At 44.1% G+C, this 23630-nt stretch carries 14 protein-coding genes and 7 pseudogenes; 15 read left to right on the top strand and 6 right to left on the bottom strand.

Annotated elements, in window-relative coordinates; translation table 11 throughout:
* Position 1: 1 nt before the first annotated feature.
* Positions 2-1080, top strand: a protein-coding gene (locus MN084_RS09315; protein ID WP_241085135.1) for an IS3 family transposase whose coding sequence is annotated in 2 segments (ribosomal slippage) — positions 2-254 and positions 254-1080 — 1080 coding nt in all. Because the reading frame shifts where the segments join, the coding sequence is not laid out codon by codon here.
* A gap of 45 nt (positions 1081-1125) precedes the next feature.
* Here the strand turns inward: MN084_RS09315 and MN084_RS09310 are convergent.
* Both MN084_RS09310 and MN084_RS09305 read right to left on the bottom strand, forming a co-directional pair.
* The gene (locus MN084_RS09310) at positions 1126-1440 is read right to left on the bottom strand and encodes a hypothetical protein (RefSeq protein WP_330177974.1); all 315 of its coding nucleotides are present in this window, start codon (positions 1438-1440) and stop codon (positions 1126-1128) included.
* Positions 1441-1568: 128 nt separating this feature from the next.
* Positions 1569-1835, bottom strand: coding sequence for a hypothetical protein (locus MN084_RS09305; RefSeq protein ID WP_330177996.1), 267 nt, complete (start codon positions 1833-1835; stop codon positions 1569-1571).
* 121 nt (positions 1836-1956) lie between these two features.
* On the opposite strand from MN084_RS09305, the pseudogene MN084_RS09300 reads away from it, so the two are divergent.
* Positions 1957-2397: pseudogene (locus tag MN084_RS09300) on the top strand (IS3 family transposase); the annotation flags it as partial.
* A gap of 63 nt (positions 2398-2460) precedes the next feature.
* Here MN084_RS09300 and MN084_RS09295 read toward each other — a convergent pair.
* Positions 2461-3132: pseudogene (locus tag MN084_RS09295) on the bottom strand (transposase); the annotation flags it as partial.
* Positions 3133-3436: 304 nt separating this feature from the next.
* On the opposite strand from MN084_RS09295, the pseudogene MN084_RS09290 reads away from it, so the two are divergent.
* A pseudogene (locus MN084_RS09290) lies at positions 3437-4071 on the top strand (IS1595 family transposase).
* 220 nt (positions 4072-4291) lie between these two features.
* Positions 4292-4888 carry a Maf family protein gene (locus tag MN084_RS09285; RefSeq protein ID WP_330177995.1) on the top strand — a complete coding sequence of 199 codons (597 nt, stop codon included), beginning with the start codon at positions 4292-4294 and terminating at the stop codon, positions 4886-4888.
* Positions 4889-5056: 168 nt separating this feature from the next.
* Here MN084_RS09285 and MN084_RS09280 read toward each other — a convergent pair.
* Both MN084_RS09280 and MN084_RS09275 read right to left on the bottom strand, forming a co-directional pair.
* A pseudogene (locus MN084_RS09280) lies at positions 5057-5239 on the bottom strand (hypothetical protein); the annotation flags it as partial.
* A 36-nt stretch (positions 5240-5275) separates the two neighbouring features.
* Positions 5276-5490: pseudogene (locus MN084_RS09275) on the bottom strand (IS256 family transposase); the annotation flags it as partial.
* A 135-nt stretch (positions 5491-5625) separates the two neighbouring features.
* On the opposite strand from MN084_RS09275, the pseudogene MN084_RS09270 reads away from it, so the two are divergent.
* The 10 genes and pseudogenes from MN084_RS09270 to MN084_RS09225 all read left to right on the top strand — a co-directional run bounded on the left by MN084_RS09270 (position 5626) and on the right by MN084_RS09225 (position 21119).
* Positions 5626-8668 (top strand): annotated as a pseudogene (locus tag MN084_RS09270) (Tn3 family transposase).
* 796 nt (positions 8669-9464) lie between these two features.
* Complete coding sequence (locus MN084_RS09265) at positions 9465-10310, top strand: type IV toxin-antitoxin system AbiEi family antitoxin domain-containing protein (protein WP_330178508.1); 846 nt, start codon at positions 9465-9467, stop codon at positions 10308-10310.
* Complete coding sequence (locus MN084_RS09260) at positions 10300-11220, top strand: nucleotidyl transferase AbiEii/AbiGii toxin family protein (RefSeq protein WP_330178507.1); 921 nt, start codon at positions 10300-10302, stop codon at positions 11218-11220. The genes MN084_RS09265 and MN084_RS09260 overlap by 11 nt, the downstream gene beginning before the upstream one ends.
* 98 nt (positions 11221-11318) lie before the next feature.
* Positions 11319-11504, top strand: a complete 186-nt coding sequence (locus tag MN084_RS09255) for a helix-turn-helix domain-containing protein (RefSeq protein WP_330178542.1) — start codon at positions 11319-11321, stop codon at positions 11502-11504.
* Entirely contained in the window at positions 11501-12418 is a 918-nt protein-coding gene (locus tag MN084_RS09250; protein ID WP_330178506.1) for a restriction endonuclease, read from the top strand. The genes MN084_RS09255 and MN084_RS09250 overlap by 4 nt, the downstream gene beginning before the upstream one ends.
* A 68-nt stretch (positions 12419-12486) precedes the next feature.
* Positions 12487-15252, top strand: a complete 2766-nt coding sequence (locus tag MN084_RS09245) for a type I restriction-modification system subunit M (RefSeq protein WP_330178505.1) — start codon at positions 12487-12489, stop codon at positions 15250-15252.
* Position 15253: 1 nt separating this feature from the next.
* Entirely contained in the window at positions 15254-16492 is a 1239-nt protein-coding gene (locus MN084_RS09240) for a restriction endonuclease subunit S (RefSeq protein ID WP_330178504.1), read from the top strand.
* A gap of 14 nt (positions 16493-16506) precedes the next feature.
* Positions 16507-19743: pseudogene (locus MN084_RS09235) on the top strand (type I restriction endonuclease subunit R, EcoR124 family).
* Entirely contained in the window at positions 19740-20288 is a 549-nt protein-coding gene (locus MN084_RS09230) for a hypothetical protein (RefSeq protein WP_330178503.1), read from the top strand. The pseudogene MN084_RS09235 and the gene MN084_RS09230 overlap by 4 nt, the downstream one beginning before the upstream one ends.
* Positions 20289-20291: 3 nt before the next feature.
* Positions 20292-21119, top strand: a complete 828-nt coding sequence (locus MN084_RS09225) for an ATP F0F1 synthase synthase (RefSeq protein ID WP_330178502.1) — start codon at positions 20292-20294, stop codon at positions 21117-21119.
* 466 nt (positions 21120-21585) lie between these two features.
* On the opposite strand, the gene MN084_RS09220 is transcribed toward MN084_RS09225, so the two are convergent.
* A protein-coding gene (locus tag MN084_RS09220; RefSeq protein WP_330178501.1) for an IS3 family transposase occupies positions 21586-22664 on the bottom strand; the annotation gives its coding sequence in 2 pieces (ribosomal slippage) (positions 21586-22412 and positions 22412-22664; 1080 coding nt in all).
* A 332-nt stretch (positions 22665-22996) separates the two neighbouring features.
* Here MN084_RS09220 and MN084_RS09215 point away from each other — a divergent pair.
* The gene (locus MN084_RS09215) at positions 22997-23512 is read left to right on the top strand and encodes an antirestriction protein ArdA (RefSeq protein WP_330178541.1); all 516 of its coding nucleotides are present in this window, start codon (positions 22997-22999) and stop codon (positions 23510-23512) included.
* Positions 23513-23630: the final 118 nt, after the last annotated feature.

The following is a 23630-nucleotide window of genomic DNA, read 5'->3' as shown; positions in this document are numbered from 1 at the left end:
GATGAAGAAGAAGCGTTACAGAGAAGAGCAAATTATTGGTGCCATCAAGCAGCATGAGTCAGGGGTAAAAGTTGATGACATTTGTCGTCAGTTCGGCATTTCAACCGGGTGCTTTTATAACTGGCGAAGCAAATACGCCGGGATGGATGTCTCAGAAGCCAAACGGCTCAAAGAGCTTGAAAGCGAAAATAACAAGCTTAAGAAGTTACTTGCCGAGAAAATGCTTGAAGCTGAGGCGATGAAGGATGTGCTCTCAAAAAAGTGGTAAAGCCTGCTGATAGAAAACAAATCGTGAGCTACCTTAAGTCGCGGTTCAAATTAAGTGAGCGTAGAGCTTGCCTATTAGTAGGCTTAAGTAGAACCGCTTTTCGGTACGTTACTCAATGGGGAAAAGATGAGCCTCTACGCAAACGGTTACTTGAGCTGGCAAAAAAGCATCCGAGTTATGGTTATTTGTTTTTACATGGCCTCCTGAGAGGAGAGGGGCTTGTGAAAAACAAGAAGCGGACCTACCGAGTCTATAACGAAGAAGGTCTTCAAGTGAGGACTAAAAAACGCAAGAAGATAATACGACCAAGAATGCCAACGATTATGCCCATTGGTAAAAATATACGCTGGTCAATGGATTTTGTCAGTGATCAGTTGGCTAATGGTCGCCGCTTTCGAGTATTTAATGTGATTGATGATTACTCAAGAGAAGTTATTGGCCAGCTCTCTGACTTCTCGATCAATGGTCACCAGGTCGCTCGTTTTTTAACTCAGGTGATTGAGCTAAGGAGCGCTCCGGATCAAATAATCTGCGACAACGGTACTGAGTTTACTAGCAAGGCGATGTTCTACTGGCAAAAAGAAAGTGGCGTTAAGCTAGGTTTTATTCAGCCAGGTAAGCCTACTCAGAATGCGTTTGTAGAAAGCTTAAACGGTAAATTCAGAAATGAATGCTTAAATCAGCATTGGTTCAGGTCCATTGATGACGCTAGACATGAAATTGATCAATGGCGAGAGCACTACAATCACGTGCGGCCTCATAGCGCATTAAATTATTTGTCACCTGTGGCCTTTGTGAATAGGGCCGCTTAGAATGAATTATCTCATCCAAGTCTTGGTATTAAGATGGGGGGAAGGTCAATCAGCAATACCCACTTTGGGTACTCGATTGATGAGACGTTTCACCTGTGCCAAGACCTCAGGTACGGTGTGACCATCAAATACATTCTTCTCAAAAGCCAGGGCACCAATCACAATGCCCGCGTCCCTTGTGGTGGTGATTGATGCCTTGGTGCCAAACTCATAACGCTGCTGGGCCTTGCCTTTGCTCATACAGTAAACATGAGGTTCATGTAGGCTGTACAACTTGTTTTTATCAGCACGCTTCTGATTCAGCATGCGCTGGTACAGGGCGAACTTTTCTGCATAGAATTTCTGTTGTTCTCCGGTCATCTTACGCTGTATTTCACGCAGTAATCGGCCGCTGATGGTCTTTAATCGCTTGACGGCCTTACGTGCCTTTTTACGATTCCTCGGATGTGTGGCAAATCGGGTGGGAAGCTTGAGAATTTTTACTTCCTTTAGTAGGGATTTTGTATCCAGCGTTGAATCAGAACCTCGTCACTGAGGTCTTCCAGATGCTTGAGTATCGAGAGATCCACCATTAGGCGGATGGGTTTTGAGGGCTTTCCAAGATGAGAATAAAGCGGGGCAAATTCAGCATCAAAATATGACCAGTCTATCTGTCTGACTAATAGCAAAAGTGGATGCTTGGGGTTCAGCTGATCCAGTAAGTTCTGGTGCAGGAAACTTTGCTGGTTGGGATTGGCTGTCTTGGGTTTGCTCAATTATCCACCTCTGTTTCGTCCAGTTTTTCTCTGCTTTTACCCCTTTCTCGGACGTTTATTTTATCAAATTTAGACGCTTATTTTATATAAATCATTGCGTTATAAATATTTCAGGATCGATTATTTAGCCATTGTCATGGATTTATATTCACGGCGTATTGTTGGCTGGTCCATAGATAAACGCATGACGACTAATCTGGTGAAGAAAGCGTTGATAAAAGCCGTTAACCTACGCCAACCTAACAAGGGTTTAGTGTTTCACAGTGATCGCGGATCACAGTACACGAGCAAGTCGCACCGACATTTATTAGAAAATCATGGCCTACGCTCGTCGATGGGAGATGTAGGTGCTTGTTGGGACAATGCGGTAGTTGAACGTTTTTTTGGCAGCTTGAAGCATGACTGGATTTTAAAAGTGTCTCAACCTACACGAGAGCACATGAAGTACGATGTCGCGGATTACATCCGCTACTACAACAAAGATCGGTTACACACTGCCAATGGTAGTTTGTCACCGATTAACTATGAACTGTCTCAATTGAATGTGTCCGGTTCGACTTGACCAGAGCAGATCAACCATTTACTGATAACAAGAATCAATCATGACAGACACAAAAAAGATAATCACAATGTTGAATGTTCTAAAACGCCTTCCGGTCATCAGTGAATCACTCATAAAATCCATTGACCATAATTGATTCATTGCCTCCGGAACAACCAGCGGCTGAGGATTACGGTTAGGCAACTACTTTTTACCCTTGCGTCTGAAATTAAGCTTCAGTAGCTTGTATATGCAGTATACCCGCTTATGGTTCCAGGGCTTTCCTTCACGCCGGAGCGTGTCGAACATCAAACCAAATCCATACGTTGGTTGTTTCGTCGCCAGCTGTTGCAGTGCATCTATAACGGGCCGGTCCCGTTCTGTATATAGTTATAACTGCTTCAACTAATATTGATCACCCTGCAGGCTGCACGTTGAGTCAGAACATGCTCGTCTTGCAGATAATCAACCAGTTCGCGCTTCTCAGCTGGCTTTAGAGCTTTTTTTCAATGACATCCTTAAGTGCGGCATGTTCCAGGCTTAAATTGGCGAACATCTGCTTGAGACGCCTGTTCTCATTTTCAAGCTCTTTTAGACGCTTGATATCTGATGCCTACCACCATATTTTCTCTTCCAGTTGTAGTAGGTGGCATCGGATATACCCTATTCCCGGCAGACCTCCTTCACCTTCCTACCGCCCTCTACTTCCTTCAAAATACGGATAATCTGGCTTTCGGTATGTCTGCTCTTCTTTATCTTCGTTCTCCTGTCTGTGGTTAGTTTAACCGGAGAACTCTAATTTGTGATGGGCCTTTTATCAGGGAGGATTGCATTAACACTAAGGAACCTCTGATTAATTCTGAATCAGATGGATGACGAGTTAAAATCTTCCAGTATAAAGGCGATAATAGCCGACTATTGGCAAGATTTTCAACGCAGAGCTGGGAGATTTCAGCCATCAGGCACCGATTCACCAATTGATCAGAGGCCCTCTTAAGGATGGTCTAAAAAATTGAAGTTGGGGCTATCCTAGATAAATAAATTATTTTAGGATAGCAAAGTGGGAAAGAGCAGATTAAGTAGGTACAAACAAAGTCGATTAATCGAGCTATTTATAGCGGGCACAATAGCACGAACAGCCGCCTCTTTAGTTGGCACCAATGAAGCAATGACGGGATATTGCTTTCATCGACTTAGACAGGTTATCTATGACTACAGTGAGCATTTGGAATTGCTGGACGGAGAAATAGAAGCAGACGAAAGTTATTTTGGTGGTAGGCGCAAAGGAAAAGGAGGTCAAGGCGCAGTCGGTAAAGTTCCTGTATTTGACTTACTAAAGCGCAACAATAAGGTATTTACCGTTATTGTTCCAGATGCTAAAGTCAGAACGTTAATGCTTATAATTTAGGCAACAGGTGTAAAGCCCGACACTATTGCTATACTGACGCATGGAGAAGCTATAATGTATTGATGTCTCAGAATTTAAGCGCCATCGAATAAACCACAGTAAGCTATTTGCAAACAAGCCTAACCGCATTAACAGAATAGAGAATGTGGAACCAGGCAAAGCGGCATATGCGTCAATTTAATGGGGTACCAGAAGACCATTTTCATCCCTTTTTGAAGGAATTTGAATGGCGATTTAATAACAGTGATGCCAGAAAGTCAGTTAAAACAGATGAATCAATGGGTTAAAGACAAATTTAGCTGATTAACTAGGGCAGCCTCTGTTTTTTGTATTTCAATCCCGCGCAAGAAGTAAGTAGTACCGATTCTCGATGGCCAAAGCAGCTTAGACGATATAAGGTGACAGCCGGTTTACTCACTGTCTGAATTCTGACCAAAAAAAACAGCGCTGTTTTTACCAGTTTCTGTTAACACTTTGAATCGTTTATCAATTCACAAAGCAGCATAGATGAAAAGCCATTCAGAAAAAATCAGGCTGGTTCTAGCTTCTACATCGCCCTTTCGCAAAGCCTTGCTCGAAAAGCTTGGACTCCCTTTCTCAACGGCCACCCCTGATATCGATGAATCGGCAAAACCGGAAGAGTCTCCTCAGGCACTTGTCTCTCGGCTTGCTGAAGAGAAAGCGCTAGCGGTTGCCACAGACTTCCCTGACAGCCTGATAATCGGCTCCGACCAAGTGGCATGCATCGATGGAAAAATTCTTGGGAAGCCAGAAAATCGTCAGAGTGCTATTGAGCAATTGCAGCGTGCATCTGGAAAACACGTAACTTTTTATACCGGCCTCTGCCTGCACAACAGCGCCTCTGGAAAGCGCCAAAGCTTGTGCGAACCCTTTTACGTCCATTTTAGAGTACTCGAACAACAACAGATAGAACGCTACCTTGATGCGGAAAAACCTTATAACTGCGCAGGAAGTTTTAAATCGGAAGGCTTGGGAATCGCACTACTCGAATATTTGGAGGGAGATGACCCGAATACACTGATTGGCCTACCACTGATCCGGCTCGTCGCCATACTGGCCAAAGAGGGAATCACTGTCCCCTGATCTCCTGTAACCTACCTAACAGCTTCAATGCTCGATCTATGCTTGTTTGCTATATTGTCCTTAGCGGGATCCGGATTAGTCGCAATTTCCCAGATGATAACTGCCTGCTCAATCTGAACTTCGCGGTATAAACAATCACCCAACTTTATCAGTTCGGTAACCTGCTAATCCATTACTTATTTTAAGGTTTAATTTGGCTTTATCACCATACTGACTCCGGTGAGCCTCATCACTCGCCATCACAATATTGCGCCGTTTGCTGAGAATGGTGTGGCTAGTCCCCCCCAGCAGTACAAACTTTTGTACCGTGGTAAAAGTAATACCCGTGGATTGGCTCGAGGCAAGAATATCCGAGTTATAGTCAAATCTGGTGCTTAGCCAGTTGAATCAAGCGGCGACCTGATCGACTCTTGCTACCTCAACACCCTCGTTAAATTTGATTCCGGTTATCACCTTCGCCAGGTAATCGAAACCCCGTAATCGTCTCCACTTCTTCTCGGCACACAGGCCGGGTTTGAACATCATGTGTATAGCATGCCGTCACGCGATAGGCAGCCCTTGGAACGCTTGGTTCGATGGCGGATTGTCCCGAAGGTGGGGTCCTAGGGATTTTCCCTCGTAAACGGACATAAACGGCTAGATCCCTTTCCCCGCCTACGTTTCCCGAGAGGGGTACTTTTCGATTTCCGAACATTTTAGGGTAATTTGGCTAGAATCGTGGCCTTTAGGTAACGATTATGACCACAGAGAAACGACTCAAGATCCTCACCGAAGCGGAAATTGTTGACTTGTTCGGCCCGCCAGCACTCAATCAAAACGATCAACGATTCTTCTTCACACTCAATGATATCGAATTGGCCCAGTGCCAGAAGATTCGCAGGCGTGATCAACGCTGCATGTTCGTTGTGTTGCTCGGCTACTTTAAAGTGAAGCCCATTTCTTTGAGTCCCGGCTACCACCAGATCAAGCATGATATTAAATATGTCTGCTCAGAAGTGTTTCCCGGTTCCGGTCTGAGTCCCTTCAATCTAACTACAAAAAACTCGTGTGCGTATCTATCATCGCATATACGAATTAACAAACCATCAACGCTGGGAGAACGAACGGCACAGCGCCGCGCTGACAATAGACCTTCGCGAACACGCACAAGCATGGGCTCAACCGCGAGCGTTGTTTGACAGGGCTATTGAATACTTAGCGGCACAAAAAATTAGCATTCCTGGGTACTCAGTTTTGCAAGACTTGATCAGTGATGTCGTCAGTGCTACCAACGATCAACTCATTCGCCAACTCGAAGACCTCATCTCTGTTGACTTGACTTCTATGTTGTCTGACTTTGTCGAAGGCAATGACCCACTGACTCTACGGCGGTTAAGAATGGCGGCTAAGAACATTACAAGGAGTGAGTTGCAAAAAGAACTCGCCGTACATCAGCACATTCAATCTTGGATGCTAGAAGTCGATGAGGTTTTAAGTCAGCTATCAATATCGTTGAAGAATCAGCAGTACTTTGCTGAAAGAGTGACTTACTATGGTGCCAAACTAAAACGCCAACCTGTTGGTTATCAACGCCTCTACTTGTTGTGCTATTTGCAATCGCGTTGGCAACAGGCACTGGAACGAATAGCCGATGGCTTTGTTCATCATCTTTTTCAAAGAAAACAGAAAGCCAAAATATACGCGAGAGAATCTGTTTATCAAGACTGGCAACGAGCTGCGAGTAACGTCAGTAAAGCGGCGCAAGTGTTGCGTCTTTTTATCGACGACAGAGTAGATCAACAACAACCGTTTGGGGCGTTACGGCAGCATGCTTTTAAACTTCTAGCGGCGAAAGATCTGGAATCCGTTTGCCTGTTTTTGAATGATCAAAAGCGATCGGTTGAAGAGGCCACGTGGCAGTACTTCGATCACCGGGTGAGCTTACGAGAAGGCTTACTTCGTGATCTATTCCTGTGCTTGCACTTTGAAGGCGGTGAAAAAAAACACAGCGCCTGGCAGCTACACTGCATCGTGCGCAGCGTGATCTTATCGCCGATGGTGAAATCTCAATCGGCGCAATGGATAGCCGCTTGCCTACCAAGAAGCAATTGTCGTTCATGCAAGACTCGAGCGGCGTGATGAATAAAGGTCGGTACGAATGGTTCCTTTACTTGCAAATCCCCAATCGGTTGAATGGCCAGCTCACACTGCCAAATGTGTTTAAATACAGGGCTTTGGAGGCTGATCTAGTCAATCGTGAGCGATGGACAGAAGAAAAAGACGCGCTATTAGAGCGCACCCAGTTGCCTAAATTAGCCGCCAATCCCAACAAACTCATTGACCAAATGGCCAAAAACCTGGGTGTTAGATTACAAGAAGTGAGTCACTATCTAGAACACGATGACAACCGAAATATTATCCTGAGAAACCCCAAAGGAAAGCGCCATTGGCGCTTACCCACGGCCAACAAAAAGTACTTGGTCAATAATCCGTTCTTCCAGCAACTACCCACGACTGGCGTTGCCGATGTGTTGCGAATGGTCGATCGCGACACAGGCTTCCTTGATGACTTTAAGCATGTACTGGGTGCACAGTCGAAGAGCCGAGCACACGAGTATGACCTGTTGGCTATCTTGGTGGGCAACGCGACCAACCAAGGCATTTATGGTATCGCTCAAATATCCGATCGCACTTACGATCAGCTCAGCACCATTCAGGCGAACTATCTGAGGTTAGAAACACTGAACGCAGCCAACGATCGCATCAACAACGCAACGGCTAAGCTTCCGATCTTCAAGCACTACAATATCCAAGAAGATGTTATCCACGCCAGTGCTGATGGTCAGAAGTTCGAATCCCGGCGTGAGACATTTAAAACACGTTACTCGTCAAAATACTTTGGCACGCAAAAAGGCGTGTCGGCCATGAGCTTGATCGCCAATCATGCGGCCATCAATGCTCGTGTGATCGGTGCTAACGAGCACGAGTCCCACTACATCTTCGATCTACTGATGAACAATAGTTCCGAGATCGTGCCAGACGTACTGTCTACCGATACGCACGGAGTCAATCACATCAACTTCGCATTGCTAGATCTCTTTGGGTACAGCTTTGCTCCACGCTATGCTCAGGTGGGTCGTGTCATCAATGAGATGTTCGATGTCAAAGAAGACAAGGATAAGAAAATCCAATTGAGTCTGAAAAAGCCCATCAACACCAAGCTCATCGCGGCTCACTGGGATACTATACAACGGATCATGATCTCACTTTATGAACGCAAAACAACGCAAGCGACATTGGTTAGAAAGCTCTCAGGTTACAAAAGCAGCCACCCGTTACTCGGGGCACTAACGGAATACAATCGTATGGTGAAAGCGAATTATTTACTCAACTACATCGATGACGTCAGTCTGCGCGACTACGTTCAGCGAGCACTCAATCGAGGCGAGGCTTACCACCAACTGCGTCGTGCAATCAGCAACGTCAATGGTGATCAGTTCCGCGGCAGCTCGGATGAGGAGATCCAACTGTGGAACGAATGTGCTCGCCTGGTTACCAACGCTATAATCTACTTTAACTCGGCCATACTCAGTCAGTTGCTGACTAGCTTTGAATATCAGAAGGATGATGAAAAAATCCAGATCGTCAAATCAAGCCTCCCCAGTTGCCTGGTACAACATCAACCTGAAAGGCACCTACAACTTCCAAATGAGTGGGAAATTGCCGGATCTGGACGAATTAATGAGCTCAATCGACGGTTATAAGCCTGTTCAGGAAAAGTACCCACATCCGGAAACGTAAGCAGGGCATGGGATCTAGCCGTTTATGTCCGTTTACGAGGGAAAATCCCTAGGACCCCATGGTGCACCTTGATCGGGCAGGCGTTAGGAAATTCGTGTCTAATGCCTGACCTCCGCATTTGTGGCAACGTTAGTGCCACCGTCATCCGTTTCCACAGTGGATTGCGCTGTATCACAACATAGTCCCGCTACTGGCCAGTTTCGCTATTGGTGCAGGCTAAGGATGACCGCAAGATGTGTGCGTGTAGTACAAAATGTGCCATTTTCTCCTCCCCGCACCTATCTTGAGAAGGACGTTTCCCCGTCCGTTCTATCCTCAGGAGGCGCTCTAAGTCTCGAATTACCATTCTCAAACAAGAGCTTAAATGGCGCATTATTGGCATTAAGCCAAGTGCTGCACCAGCGAACGTGTGGCCGTTTAATCGCCACTTATGGGAGCCTCCGTGCTGCCCCTAAGAACCCCATGGGCAAAGGGGAGATTACCGCTCTCCCCTTGCATCCCCATCGACCAAAGAGCCTTCGCGCCCTTTGGAAACCTCGATCAGAAAGGAGATATTGCTCTCCCTTCATGGACTTCCCATCAACCAAAAGGGCATGTCATAGCCCCTCTAGGCACCCTCGACCAACCTTGCGCAGATTGGATGCCGTGAGCGTTTCTCCGCTCAACCCCGACCAAAAAACCATTCTTGGATGTGAATATGATGGTTTATATAACTCACCATATGTATAGCTAAAATGTACAAAGCAATCATTATTTAAACTTGACTGTAGTTTGAAAATGCCTTATTTTGTACAGTATGAAAGTGCAAACTGGAAATAAATTAAACCGCTTAGAGCAATCCCTACCTGAAGGATTGCTTGTTGATGCGGCATGGTTAGAGCGCAACGGATACTCTCGTTCTTTGCGTAGCCAGTATGTTTCAGCAGGGTGGTTGCAGCAGCCAACGCGCAGTGTATTTCGTCGTCCGCGCGGTGAAATAAGCTGGGAGCAGGTGGTTGTTTCCCTACAAACTCTTTTAGGCTATTCGATTTCAGTTGGTGGACGCACTGCCTTAGAGCTTCAAGGCTATGCACATTATGTCCCACAATCTCAAAAAAACATCCATCTTTATTGTGACGATAAGCTGCCCTCGTGGCTTCTAAAGCTGCCTCTCAATCAGCAATTTATTACCCACAATCGCCAGCGCGTACTGCCTCAGTCCACGCCAACAAATACACCGCTATCCTTGGATACGCCAAGCGTAGAAGGTGCGGTCTTAGACGGTGGTTTTCGAGTCACGCATTGGGGGCAATGGAAATGGCCATTGGTTATGTCCACCCCTGAACGCGCTTATCTTGAGCTGCTTGATGAGTTACCCAAAGACGAAACCTTTCATATGGCGGATGTCATTATGGAGGGGTTAGTCAATATCAGCCCACGCCGGATGCAAGCGTTACTAGAGAAAACAAAGAGCATAAAGGTTAAACGATTATTCTTTTTCTTTGCAGACCGTCATCAGCACCAGTGGCTAAAAAGTATAGAACGCGAACATATCGATTTAGGCAGTGGTAAGCGCATGCTGGTAAAAGGCGGTAAGTTTGATCCGGTTTACCAAATCACCGTGCCAGAAGAATTCATCAAGGGAGATGCACGTGGCCTATAGCGACTTATATCGTAAGCAAGTGGCACTTTTGGTGAAAGCTCTGCCTCATGTCGCCAAGGAAGAGTGTTTTGCACTCAAGGGCGGTACGGCTATCAATTTATTTATCCGTAATCTTCCGCGCCTTTCAGTAGATATTGATCTGACGTATCTGCCTGTTGCCGAACGCAGCCATTCATTATCTGAAATTGACGCGGCATTGAAACGCATCGGGCAAAACATCCAAGCCTCGGATAGCACAATTCAGATTACAGAATCCGCGACGAGCACACAAAAAGAAATCACTAAACTGGTCATCCGTACCAAAGAGCGCGTACAAATAAAGATCGAGGTTACGCCTGTACTCAGGGGCTGCGTTTATGATCCTGTGCTTATGTCTGTATGTGAACAGGTTGAAAACGATTTTGGATTTGCAGAAATCAATGTTTTGTCATTTGCCGACCTATACGCCGGAAAGATCATGGCCGCCCTTGATCGGCAACATCCTAGAGATTTGTTTGATGTTCACCAGCTTTTTGAAAATGAAGGCATCATCGATGACCTACGCACGGCTATGGTCGTGTATTTGATTAGCCACGATCATTCCCCGCACTCACTGCTTGATCCTGTATTGCGGGATATCGCTCAAGACTTTGAGCAAAACTTTGTAGGCATGACGGGCGATGAAGTTACGCTTGATTGCCTTATAGCGACAAGAGATAGGCTTATCAAAGATGTCACTGACAACATGCCGGAAGATCATAAAACCTTCCTGCGCTCATTCTATAGCCGCAAACCTGATTGGGCATTGCTTGACCTTGAGAACGTGCAAAACCTTCCTGCTGTAAAGTGGCGGGAGCTTAATCTTGATAAAGCGGGCGAAGGCACCTGCGAAGAACTGCTTCGTAAACTTGAAAAATCGTTTCAGTCATGAGATGCGATGTGGGGGTACACCCTAGGAAACCGCATGGGCAATAATAGTTTTGTGGTTGTTGATTCAGTAGTTCTACCATTATTTGGGTAGGTATACCTATCATTGATGAAGCTTTGGCCTTGAAAGCGGTTGCGGAGCATCTGAAATTGGCGAAAAAAACGGCATATCGCTTGGCAGCTGAAGGTAAGCTGCCAGGCTTTAAAGTGGTCGGCAGTTGGCGGTTTAAGCGGGAGGATGTCCTCCTTTGGATAGAAGAGCAAAAACATAAGGATGTGAGTAAATGATTCCAGATTATCAGACATTAATGCTTCCAGTGCTTCAGTCCTGTGCAAATGGTGAAGTTGTTACATCAGATGTTATAGATACTCTTGCTAGCGAGTTTAAGCTCACTCTTGAAGAGCGTGAGCAGCTCCTCCCCAGTGGTAAACAATCCACGTTTTCAAACCGCATTCATTGGGAAAAAGGCTACCTAAAACAGGCCGGTTTACTCTCTTATCCAGCACGCAGTCATTTCGTACTAACGGATGAAGGCAAGAAAGTTCTCGAAAGTAGGCCAGATAGGATCGATAACAAATTCCTTATGCAGTTTGAAGCCTTTCAAGAGTTTCGAACGCGTAAAGGTACGCAATCAGCTAACAATGCGGTTGAAGAGCAAAATCCCGAAACCAATGAAAATGCTACGCCCGATGAGCAACTACGCGCTGCCCATAAGGCCATTGGCGATGCATTGACAGCCGATTTGCTCGGTCGTGTTCGTGATGCCTCGCCACAGTTTTTTGAAGAACTAATCGTCGAACTCCTCATAGGTATGGGCTATGGCGGTACCTCAGAAAATGCGGGAAAGGCAATTGGCAAAAGCGGTGATGATGGTGTTGACGGCGTAATTGATCAAGACCCGATAGGCGTAGATCAAATCTACGTTCAGGCTAAAAGAAACGCCGAAGGCAATAATATTGGCGCAGGCGCAATTCGCGACTTCTTCGGCGCGCTAAATCTGAAGAAAGCCCAAAAAGGCATTTTCTTCACCACCGCATCATTTACATCATCCGCCATTCAAACAGCGGCGGACTTAGGTATACGAATAGTACTGATTGATGGACGTCGTTTAGCGAAACTTATGCTTCGTTACAATATTGGTTGCGAAGACCAAGAGATACTTCATCTTAAAAAAGTAGATGAAGAATTTTTTGAGCGTTAAATACCTAGAAGAAAAATACTTAACGCATCAGATATTAAACAGAATATGAGAGATAAAGGACAGAGAACTTGAACAAACAACAGCTCGCCGCCAAAATCTGGGAATCCGCCAACCAGATGCGCTCCAAAATTGAAGCGAATGAATATAAAGATTACATACTTGGCTTTATCTTTTACAAATACCTAAGCGATCAGCTGGTGCAGTTTGTTACCAAAGAAGGCATGACAGCCGAAGACATTAAAGCCCTAAGTGAAGAAGATCCTGAAACCGTCGAATTTATACAAAGTAACTTGGGTTACTTTATTTCCTACAACAACCTGTTTTCCACTTGGGTAGACGCTAAATCGGACTTTGATGAGTCCAATGTACGCGATGCATTATCGGCGTTTAGCCGCTTGATTCACCCCAACCACAAAAAATTATTTGAAGGCATTTTCACCACCCTAGAAACAGGCCTAAGCAAACTCGGCGAAGGCGCCGGCAAACGCACCAAAGCCATTAGTGACTTACTGCACCTGATTAAAAGCATCCCCATGAACGGTAATCAAGGTTACGATGTGCTGGGTTACATCTATGAATACCTAATTGAAAAGTTTGCCGCCAATGCCGGTAAAAAAGCGGGCGAGTTTTACACCCCGCACGAAGTATCAGTGCTCATGTCACACATAATTGCTCACGAATTAAAACACAAAGACACCCTAGAAATTTACGATCCCACCAGTGGCTCAGGCTCGTTACTCATCAACATTGGCCAAGCCGTCGCACAATACGCCAAAAGCAAAGACAACATTACCTATTACGCTCAAGAGCTAAAAGCCAACACCTACAACTTAACGCGCATGAACTTAATCATGCGCGGCATTAAAGCCAGCAATATTAAAACCCGCAACGGCGACACCCTAGAAGACGATTGGCCGTATTTTGATGAAAGCGACCCGCAAGGCTCATACGAAGCCTTGTATGTCGATGCCGTGGTATCTAACCCGCCTTATTCTCAAAGTTGGGACTCTACCCATAAAGAGAGCGACCCACGCTATTCACGCTTTGGCCTAGCCCCCAAAACCAAAGCCGATTTTGCCTTTTTGCTGCACGACCTGTACCACCTAAAGCCAGATGGCATTATGACCATCGTATTACCTCACGGCGTGTTATTCCGTGGTGGTGAAGAAGGGCAAATTCGTACCCAGTTAATTGAGAATAACCACATTGATGTCATTATTGGCTTACCCGCTAACATCTTTTTTGGCACCGGTATTCCTACGGTAATTTTGGTGTTAAAACAAAAACGCCAAAATACCGATGTTTTAATAGTTGATGCCTCCAAGCACTTTTTAAAAGAAGGCAAAAACAACAAACTGCAAGCGAGTGACATCAAGCGCATTACCGATGCAGTCATTAACCGCGAAAGCATTAATAAGTTCTCACAACTGGTGAGCAAACAAACCCTGCGCGACAATGGCTACAACCTCAACATACCGCGCTATGTGGATTCATCTCCTGCCGCTGAAAGCTGGGACTTACACGCCATAATGTTAGGCGGTATACCCAACAGCGAAATCGCCAATTTACAAGTCTATTTGCAAGCCTTTCCGCAATTGCATGCGGCTTTGTTTACACCTAAATCCGCCAGCTACAGCGAACTTGCCATTACCAAAGACGCGGTGAATGCCACCATTACCCAGCACCCGCAAGTGGTTACGTTTATTAACACCTACAACCAAGCCTTTAATGGATTTGATGACTATTTAAACACCACCCTGATTCAGGGGTGGGCAGCCGTTAGCCGCAACCAACAAGAAGCCGAACTAAGTGAGGAATTATTCAATCGCCTAGCGCCTATTGCACTCATTGATAAATACCAAGCCTACCAACACAAAAATAACCAATGGAAAATCATCAGCGCCGATTTAGAGATGATGCAAACCGAAGGCTTTGTCGCCACCAAACAAGTGGATGCCAACATGGTGATTAAAAAGAAAAACGGCAAAGATACTGAGGTACAAGACGGCTGGAAAGGGCACATACTGCCGTTTTATTTAGTGCAAGAAACGCATTTAAGTGATGAGTTGCAAGCTTTAGCAAGGCAAGAAACAAAACTAGCAGAAGTCACATCTAAAATTGAAGAGATCATCGTGTGGTTTACGGAAGAAGAAAAAGATTCACCCATCCTAAATGACAAAAATGATGCTTTTTTGAAAGCGGAATTGACCAAAAAGCTTAAAGAGGTATATGCGGATGTTGATTCAGAAGAAATTCGAACGATCAGTGAATATGTTGAATTACTTGATAACAAATCCAAAAAGCCAGCAAAGTTAGAGTTTGTGGCAGCCCATCCGCAAGTTGGCTGGCAAAATATTGAAGCCAATAAAGATGGCACATACGGCAAAGGCAAGGTGAATATTTATCTACAAACTTTGAGAGCTGAGTTTGACTTTGATCCAGAAACTTATGAAGGTAAAGTCGTTAAGGCAGACCAGTTGTTAGTAGAACAAACTGAGCTTAAAGCGGATATCAAAGCGAAAGCTGGTACGCTACACCTTAAAACCAAAACCACCATCGAAGCCTTAACCGACGAGCAAGTAAACGAACTATTACACCTAAAATGGATTGCACCATTAAGCCGCGAACTCGAAGCTATGCCAAGCGCCGTCATTATTCATCTCACCACCCAAGTACAAAACCTTGCCGATAAATACGCTGTTACCTATTCGCAAGTGACCAGCGAGATTAAAACCATCGAGCAAGAATTGGCTGACATGATGGGCGAGCTCACCGGTAATGAGTCTGATATGCAAGGTTTGGCCGAACTGACCACCTTGTTGAAGGGCGAATAAGATGAGCATGGAGAAAAAGGCACCTGATATTCGCTTTAATGAATTTAGTGGGGAATGGGCGAATAAAAGTATTGGAAACATTTTAGCTGAAATAAAGCGCCCCATTGAATTAATGGATAACGAATCATACCAATTAGTAACAGTAAAGCGGCGAAATGAAGGCGTTATACCTAGATCCATTCTTAAAGGAAGAAATATATTAGTTAAAAATTATTTCACAGTTAAGGCTGGTGATTATCTTGTTTCAAAGCGACAAGTTGTTCACGGTGCTAATGGGATTGTTCCAAAGAGCCTTGATAATGCCGTTGTATCTAATGAATACCTTGTTGTGGTAGATAGTGATGAAATTACTGCTATATTCTGGACTATAATTTCAAAAAGACCTGAAATGCGTAAGTTGTTTTTTGTTAGTTCCTATGGCGTTGATATTGAAAAATTAGTATTCGACGTTACGGATTGGAAAAATAGAACTATTGCTGTTCCACAGGTGCCCGAGCAAAAAAATATCACTGACTATTTCCAAAAACTCGATAGCCTAATCAATCAACACCAACAAAAGCATGACAAGCTAAGCAATATTAAAAAAGCCATGCTGGAACGCATGCTCCCCAAACAAGGAGAAACCATCCCAGAAATCCGCTTTAAAGGGTTTAGTGGGGAGTGGCTAAATAACTCTATTGGAGAAGTCTCTGGTACGACTTTTGGCGGGGGGACACCTTCGATTAACGAGAAAAGTTTTTGGCAAGGCCAAATTCCTTGGATTCAATCCTCTGACATTAAAGACGGTAGTGTTAGTCCAGTTGTCGCCAAAAAATACATTACCAAAGCAGCGGTAATTAAGTCGGCGACTAAACTGATTTCTGGTAATTCAATAGCAATCGTCACAAGAGTAGGCGTAGGAAAACTTTCTTTGATGGAAAGCGAATACGCTACTAGCCAAGATTTCTTATCACTAAGTGATTTGAAGATTAATGCGCAATATGCTGCTTATGTTATTTGGAAGCAATTACAAAGTGAAATGGAGCAAGTTCAAGGAACTTCGATAAAAGGGATAACTAAAGATGAGTTGCTAGGAAAGTTAATAAGTTATCCTGAGGCCGAAGATGAACAAATTAGAATCGGAAACTACTTCCAAAAGCTAGATATGCTGATCAACCAACACCAACACCAACACCAACAACAACAAATCACCAAGCTCAATAACATCAAGCACGCCTGCTTGAGCAAAATGATTGTTTAGCAGGGAGCACCACCATGACCACCTTTAAAACAGAAGCACAATTTGAGCAGGCCTTTATTGAAGTGCTCACCCACAAGGGGTGGGAGCCTGAGATTTTAAAACATAAAACCGAGGCCGAGTTGCTGCAAAACTGGGCGATGATTTTATTTGAAAATAATCGCCAGCGGGATCGCTTAAATGATGTTCCGTTAACCAGTAGCGAAATGCAGCAAATTATTGAACAAATTAAAGAACTCAAAACCCCGCTAAAGCTCAATGGTTTAATTAACGGTAAAACCGTGGCCATTAAGCGCGATAACCCTGCGGATAAACTACATGTAGGCAAAGAAGTCAGCCTAAAAATATACGACCGCCAAGAAATAGCCGCTGGCCAAAGTCGTTACCAAATTGTGCAGCAACCCAAGTTTGAACGCGGCAGCCCCTTACGTAACGACCGGCGCGGTGATGTGCTGTTACTTATTAACGGCATGCCAGTGATTCATGTAGAGCTTAAGCGCAGCGGCATTCCCGTTAGCCAAGCCGTAAACCAAATTGAAAAATACAGCAAAGAAGGTATTTTTAGCGGACTGTTTTCGCTGATCCAAGTCTTTGTCGCCATGGAGCCAGAAGAGACCAAATACTTTGCCAATACGGGCATGGATGGCAAATTTAACCCCGACTACCAGTTCAACTGAGCCGACTTTAATAACGAACCCATCAACCACTGGAAAGACATCGCCTCCACGCTGCTCTCCATCCCCATGGCACATCAGCTTATTGGTTTTTACACCGTCGCCGACGATACCGATGGCGTATTAAAGGTGATGCGCAGTTACCAATATTACGCCGCCAATGCCATCTCCGACAAAGTGGCTAAAACTAATTGGCAACAAATAGGCAGCAGTGCAAACAATCCGGATCGCCTAGGTGGATATGTGTGGCATACCACCGGATCTGGCAAAACAATGACCAGCTTTAAATCGGCACAGTTGATTGCCCAATCAAAAGATGCCGATAAAGTGATTTTTTTAATGGATCGCATTGAGTTAGGCACCCAGTCATTCGCCGAATACAATAATTTTGCAGGCGATGGAGAAGAGGTGCAGGCCACCGAAAATACAGATGTATTAATCACCAAATTAAAAAGCAGCGACCCCGCCCAAACCTTAATTGTTAGCTCCATTCAAAAAATGAGTAATATTTTTGAAGCAGTCGATGATGAGGGAACTGCAACTAACTCGGCAGATATTGAAAAAATCCGCGCCAAGCGTTTAGTGTTTATTATTGATGAAGCCCACCGCTCAACCTTCGGCGATATGCTTATCACTATTAAGCGCACCTTCCCGCGAGCTTTGTTTTTTGGCTTTACCGGCACACCCATTCAAGAAGAAAATGAAAGAAGCGGCAACACCACCAATACCGTATTTGGTAATGAGCTACACCGCTACAGTATTGCCGATGGCATACGGGATGGCAATGTACTGGGCTTTGACCCTTATAAAGTAAGCACCTATAAAGACAAAGACATACGCCAAGCCGTTGCACTTGAGCAAGCCAAAGCCGATTCGGTAGCCGATGCCATGGCAGACCCAGCTAAAAAGAAAAAGTTTAACCACTTTATGAACGATGTCTCCATGGCAGGCCATAAAGACACAACAGGCAAATACATCAAAGGCATAGAAGATTATGTGCCAAGAGAACAATACTTAACCGATGCCCATCAAGCTAAAGTGGTGGAAGATATTCTGGGCGAGTGGGATGTGCTTAGCCAAGCTAATAAGTTTCATGCCATTTTGGCTACCAACAGCATTGCTGAAGCTATTGATTATTACCGCCGCTTAAAATCTGCCAAACCCGAGCTTAAAATATCCGCACTCTTTGACCCCAATATTGATAACGACGGAAGCGGCGACCGTGGCTCCGCCTTTAAGGGGGACGGCTTAGAGGAAATTATGGCCGATTACAACGCGCGCTATGGCCAAGATTTTGATTTTGCCCGCCATGCGGCCTTTAAAAAAGATTTAGCCGCACGCCTTGCCCATAAAAAACCGTATGAGCGCATCGACGCCGAGCCTGCAAAGCAGCTTGATTTACTGATTGTGGTTGATCAAATGCTCACCGGCTTTGACTCTAAATGGCTCAATACACTCTATTTAGACAAGGTGATTAAATACCAAAATATTATTCAAGCCTTCTCGCGCACCAACCGTTTATTTGGCCCCGATAAGCCACACGGAACCATTCGCTATTACCGCTACCCACACACCATGGAGCAGCATATAAACGACGCAGTAAAACTCTATTCGGGCGATAGACCCATAGGTTTATTTGTCGATCGGTTAGAAAGCAACCTTGATGCCATGAATGAGCTGGCGGCAGAAATCACTCAATTGTTTACCGCTGCCGGCGTGCAAAACTTTGAAAAGCTACCAGAAGACGATGCTGCTTGCGCTAAATTCGCCGATCTATTTAAATCCTTTAATCAGCATTTAGAGGCCGCCAAGGTGCAAGGCCTGCATTGGAATGAGCTAACGTATTCATTTGGTGAAGGCGATGATAATTACGAGCTAACGCTGGAGATAAATGAACAGACATACTTGAGCCTCGCCCTACGTTACAAAGAGCTGGCAGGAAAAGGCGAAGGAGGCGGCGGCGAAGGAGGCGATGTGCCTTTTGATATTAGCGGGTATCTTACGGAAATTGATACCGGAAAAATTGACGCCGACTACATGAATAGCCGTTTTGACAAATATTTAAAAGAGCTGAACCAACACCAAGACCAAGCGAGCATTGAACTTACACTTAACGAGCTGCACAAATCATTTTCATCACTCACCCAAGGCGAGCAAAAGTACGCCAAGCTCTTTTTGCACGACTTACAGCGCGGCGATGCGCGATTAATTGAAGGTCACAGCTTTAGAGACTACATCAACGACTACAAAGATAACGCTGAAAATGCGCAATTAAACGCAGTAGTAAGCGCCTTAGGTTTGGATAAAAACCTGCTTATCGCGTTAATGGGTGACAATGTTAACGAGAAGAGCCTAAACAACTTTGGGCGCTTTGACGCGCTAAAAGATACGGTGGATAAAGCCAAAGCCTATTTCGAGAAACAAGACGGAGTAGCCATACCTCCCTTTAAGTTGAATATACGGATGGATAAGTTTCTTAAGAAATTTATTCTGGAACGGGCTGATGATGATTTCAAATCTTCTCTTATGCAGAGCATGCAGCGTATTGTAAATATAGATGAAGGGAAAAAGGAACTGTGAATTTAATATTTCGACTGCTTCTGACATTTAATGCGACTTCACTCTTGGTAATTATTTTTCTGGTTCAAAAGGGGGATGCGTTAGATCATTTCTTTCCGAGTTTGTGCCCATATTTGATTGATGTTTCTAATTATGCTTCGTATTTTGTTTATTTGCTAGTTCCGGTTTTAATCAATTGGCTGAGTATTGTTCTATGCCCGAAGCTGGGTAAAGATGAGTTCAAATCTGGAAGTGTTGTTTCTATTGAGCATGCAAACAATAGTTTTTTACCAAGCTATTTGGGCTATTTTTTTGTCGCGTTAAGTATTGGAAGTGCTGAAGCATTATTTTTTGTCTATGGCATCTTATTTGTCTTCACCTTTCTATCTCAGGCACTTTACTTTAATCCCTTGTTCTTAGTTTTTAGATTTGAGTTCTACAATATTGTTACAAGTGATGGGGCGTCAATATTTCTGATTAGTAGAAACAAGTATAAGTTGCCTAAAGATGTGGTGATAAAGACGGCATATCGTATTAATAATTATACATTTATAGAAAAGGTCTAAAGAATGGATTATCTGATCGCGAAAATAAAAAGAATGAGTAATCCTGCTCACTATAAAGTGCTTTCTGGACAAACAACCTTTCAGTTTGATGTTGATGATTACTCACTCGTTGAGTATTCTCCAGATCATAATCTCGATGAAGATAGCCTGTTTAAAATATCAGATTTTACAGAAAAGGCGTATTGCTTGGATTTTATTAAGCAGGATATTGTGTCTACAAGTTTTAACGAAATCCCGGCTGATAAATATAAGAATGTATCGTATCTTTGCGCAATTCAAGAGCACGCTATCTGCTTTCAAAAGGTTACCCCATCAACTTATTTGAACCGTAGTATTTTGAAATTTGGGGAGAATGTAACTATTGAAAATAGCGATAACAAAATATTAATTAATCCTTTTCCTGATGCTGCTTTTGTTCCAAGTCAGAATGTCTTGGTTTTTAGAAATTTGGGTACTATATCGAGCATCTTTAAAGGCGTTGATGCACTGTACAAAGAAGCCACGCATGAGGAAGTGAATACTTTCTTGAGTGAATCGTTTATTGCGCTTTCCGATGGTTATGACGCGTCAAAGGTGAGTAAGCCGAATAGAAAGCGGATCGTTTTGGCTATTGAATCTTTCGCAGGCTTGGAAGGAGAAGAAAAGACACAAATAATGGATTATATTCATGGATATTGTGAAAATATCTCTTATGATGAAGCGGAGAAGACGTTTTCTATTTCAAATGATGAAGAGTTAAAGTTCCTCATGTACGGAATTGGGCAACGTTTTTACACTACTATTCTTGGTGATGAAAAAAGGCTTGCAAATTCTATTCAAACATTGGGTTAGCCTTATCAAGGATGGCAAGTCCTTGATAGAAGCTCATTCTGAATGTTTTGCATGGATGCAATAGCATTTCTCTTGTGGTTGTTATCACCTGATGCCACTGCGTTGAAAGTTTGTCTCAAGAGACTGTGAAGCTCTTCATTTGTTTTTCCTGCCAATTCAAATCTTGTTATTAATCTCATTGTTATCTCCTCTAGTCGGAGACCGTGAACATCACGATCTTTGATAAGACCGTTCATTGCGCTTAAGGTCGGGAGAAGCACCCATTGGGGCGAAATATGTGGAGCAGCGCGGATGCGCTTGTTTGTCTGATGGCCTATCGGCGCTAAAAGTAGGGGCTTTCAAAAGGTTGCTGTACGCAACGAAGTAACAGGGAGGGACATTAATTAATTGTTTGAATGGCAGTGATGAAAACTGCCTGTGACCTTTCCCCCATCTTAATACCAAGACTTGGATGAGATAATTCATTCTAAGCGGCCCTATTCACAAAGGCCACAGGTGACAAATAATTTAATGCGCTATGAGGCCGCACGTGATTGTAGTGCTCTCGCCATTGATCAATTTCATGTCTAGCGTCATCAATGGACCTGAACCAATGCTGATTTAAGCATTCATTTCTGAATTTACCGTTTAAGCTTTCTACAAACGCATTCTGAGTAGGCTTACCTGGCTGAATAAAACCTAGCTTAACGCCACTTTCTTTTTGCCAGTAGAACATCGCCTTGCTAGTAAACTCAGTACCGTTGTCGCAGATTATTTGATCCGGAGCGCTCCTTAGCTCAATTACCTGAGTTAAAAAACGAGCGACCTGGTGACCATTGATCGAGAAGTCAGAGAGCTGGCCAATAACTTCTCTTGAGTAATCATCAATCACATTAAATACTCGAAAGCGGCGACCATTAGCCAACTGATCACTGACAAAATCCATTGACCAGCGTATATTTTTACCAATGGGCATAATCGTTGGCATTCTTGGTCGTATTATCTTCTTGCGTTTTTTAGTCCTCACTTGAAGACCTTCTTCGTTATAGACTCGGTAGGTCCGCTTCTTGTTTTTCACAAGCCCCTCTCCTCTCAGGAGGCCATGTAAAAACAAATAACCATAACTCGGATGCTTTTTTGCCAGCTCAAGTAACCGTTTGCGTAGAGGCTCATCTTTTCCCCATTGAGTAACGTACCGAAAAGCGGTTCTACTTAAGCCTACTAATTGGCAAGCTCTACGCTCACTTAATTTGAACCGCGACTTAAGGTAGCTCACGATTTGTTTTCTATCAGCAGGCTTTACCACTTTTTTGAGAGCACATCCTTCATCGCCTCAGCTTCAAGCATTTTATCGGCAAGTAACTTCTTAAGCTTGTTGTTTTCGCTTTCAAGCTCTTTGAGCCGTTTGGCTTCTGAGACATCCATCCCGGCGTATTTGCTTCGCCAGTTATAAAAGCACCCGGTTGAAATGCCGAACTGACGACAAATGTCATCAACTTTTACCCCTGACTCATGCTGCTTGATGGCACCAATAATTTGCTCTTCTCTGTAACGCTTCTTCTTCATGTTGAGATCTCCTAATACACAGACTAATTGGAAATCTCATCCTTGTCATGGCTCTATTTTTGGGGGAAAGGTCACCTGTATTAAGATGGATGGTTTGGCTTCACCTTTCAGGTGCACTTGATCAATCAGGGTAGAAGATATCGAGGGGCGTTGCACCGCCCTCATAATCAAGAAAAATGACGGTTTCCATTTGGCACTTTGCTGAATAGACCCTCCGCAATTTATTCTGGATTCTTTCACCCCCGCCTAGTCGGCCTAGTCGCCAGAGGCTTATGCGCGAGGCAAAAACGCTTCGCTCAAAACCTCAACATCGAATTTATGAGAAAAAGGCTATGTGTAGTGAAATCAGAATTTATGTAGCGTGTCTGGCAGCGTATAACAGTGGGTATTTACATGGAGCGTGGATTGATGCGTGTGATGAGCTTGATGATATCCAAGAACAAGTACAAAGCATACTTAAGAGCAGCCCCATTGAGGATGCAGAGGAATATGCCATACATGACTATGAAGGCTTTGACGGTTACGGACTAAGTGAATATGAAGGACTTGAATCAGTGCAAGAAACTGCCTCTTTTATTGACGAATACCCTGCGATAGGCGGTGAGCTATTAAATCACTTTGGCGGGTCTTTAGAAGATGCAAAAAAAGCAGCGGAAGAAAGCTATTCAGGTTGTTACAAATCCTTGGACGATTATGCAGAAGAGCTAACTGATAACACGTCCGAAATCCCTGAAAACCTAGCGTATTACATTGACTATGAACGCATGGGGCGCGACATGGAAATGAGCGGTGATATTTATACAATCGAAACGGCTCATGATGAAGTGCATATTTTTTGGAGCCACTAACAAGTGACTTCTTTATCACCCTAAGTGCTGCCGGATAAAACCGGCGGCAAATTTCTCATTCTGATGGTTGAATTTTTTTCGCCTCCAAGCAAAAGACGGCTTGTCGGAAAACGCAGCC

Source organism: Candidatus Vondammii sp. HM_W22 (assembly GCF_022530855.2).
Classification (GTDB): Bacteria; Pseudomonadota; Gammaproteobacteria; order Chromatiales; family Chromatiaceae; genus Vondammii.
This window is presented reverse-complemented; position numbering and strand designations above follow the sequence as displayed.

Excerpts from the sequence above, each read along its gene's own strand:
- MN084_RS09285 (WP_330177995.1), top strand. The coding sequence starts at position 4,292 with ATGAAAAGCCATTCAGAAAAAATCAGGCTGGTTCTAGCTTCTACATCG.
- MN084_RS09310 (WP_330177974.1), bottom strand. The coding sequence starts at position 1,440 with ATGACCGGAGAACAACAGAAATTCTATGCAGAAAAGTTCGCCCTGTAC.
- MN084_RS09215 (WP_330178541.1), top strand. The coding sequence starts at position 22,997 with ATGTGTAGTGAAATCAGAATTTATGTAGCGTGTCTGGCAGCGTATAAC.
- MN084_RS09250 (WP_330178506.1), top strand. The coding sequence starts at position 11,501 with ATGATTCCAGATTATCAGACATTAATGCTTCCAGTGCTTCAGTCCTGT.
- MN084_RS09240 (WP_330178504.1), top strand. The coding sequence starts at position 15,254 with ATGAGCATGGAGAAAAAGGCACCTGATATTCGCTTTAATGAATTTAGT.
- MN084_RS09265 (WP_330178508.1), top strand. The coding sequence starts at position 9,465 with ATGAAAGTGCAAACTGGAAATAAATTAAACCGCTTAGAGCAATCCCTA.
- MN084_RS09225 (WP_330178502.1), top strand. The coding sequence starts at position 20,292 with ATGGATTATCTGATCGCGAAAATAAAAAGAATGAGTAATCCTGCTCAC.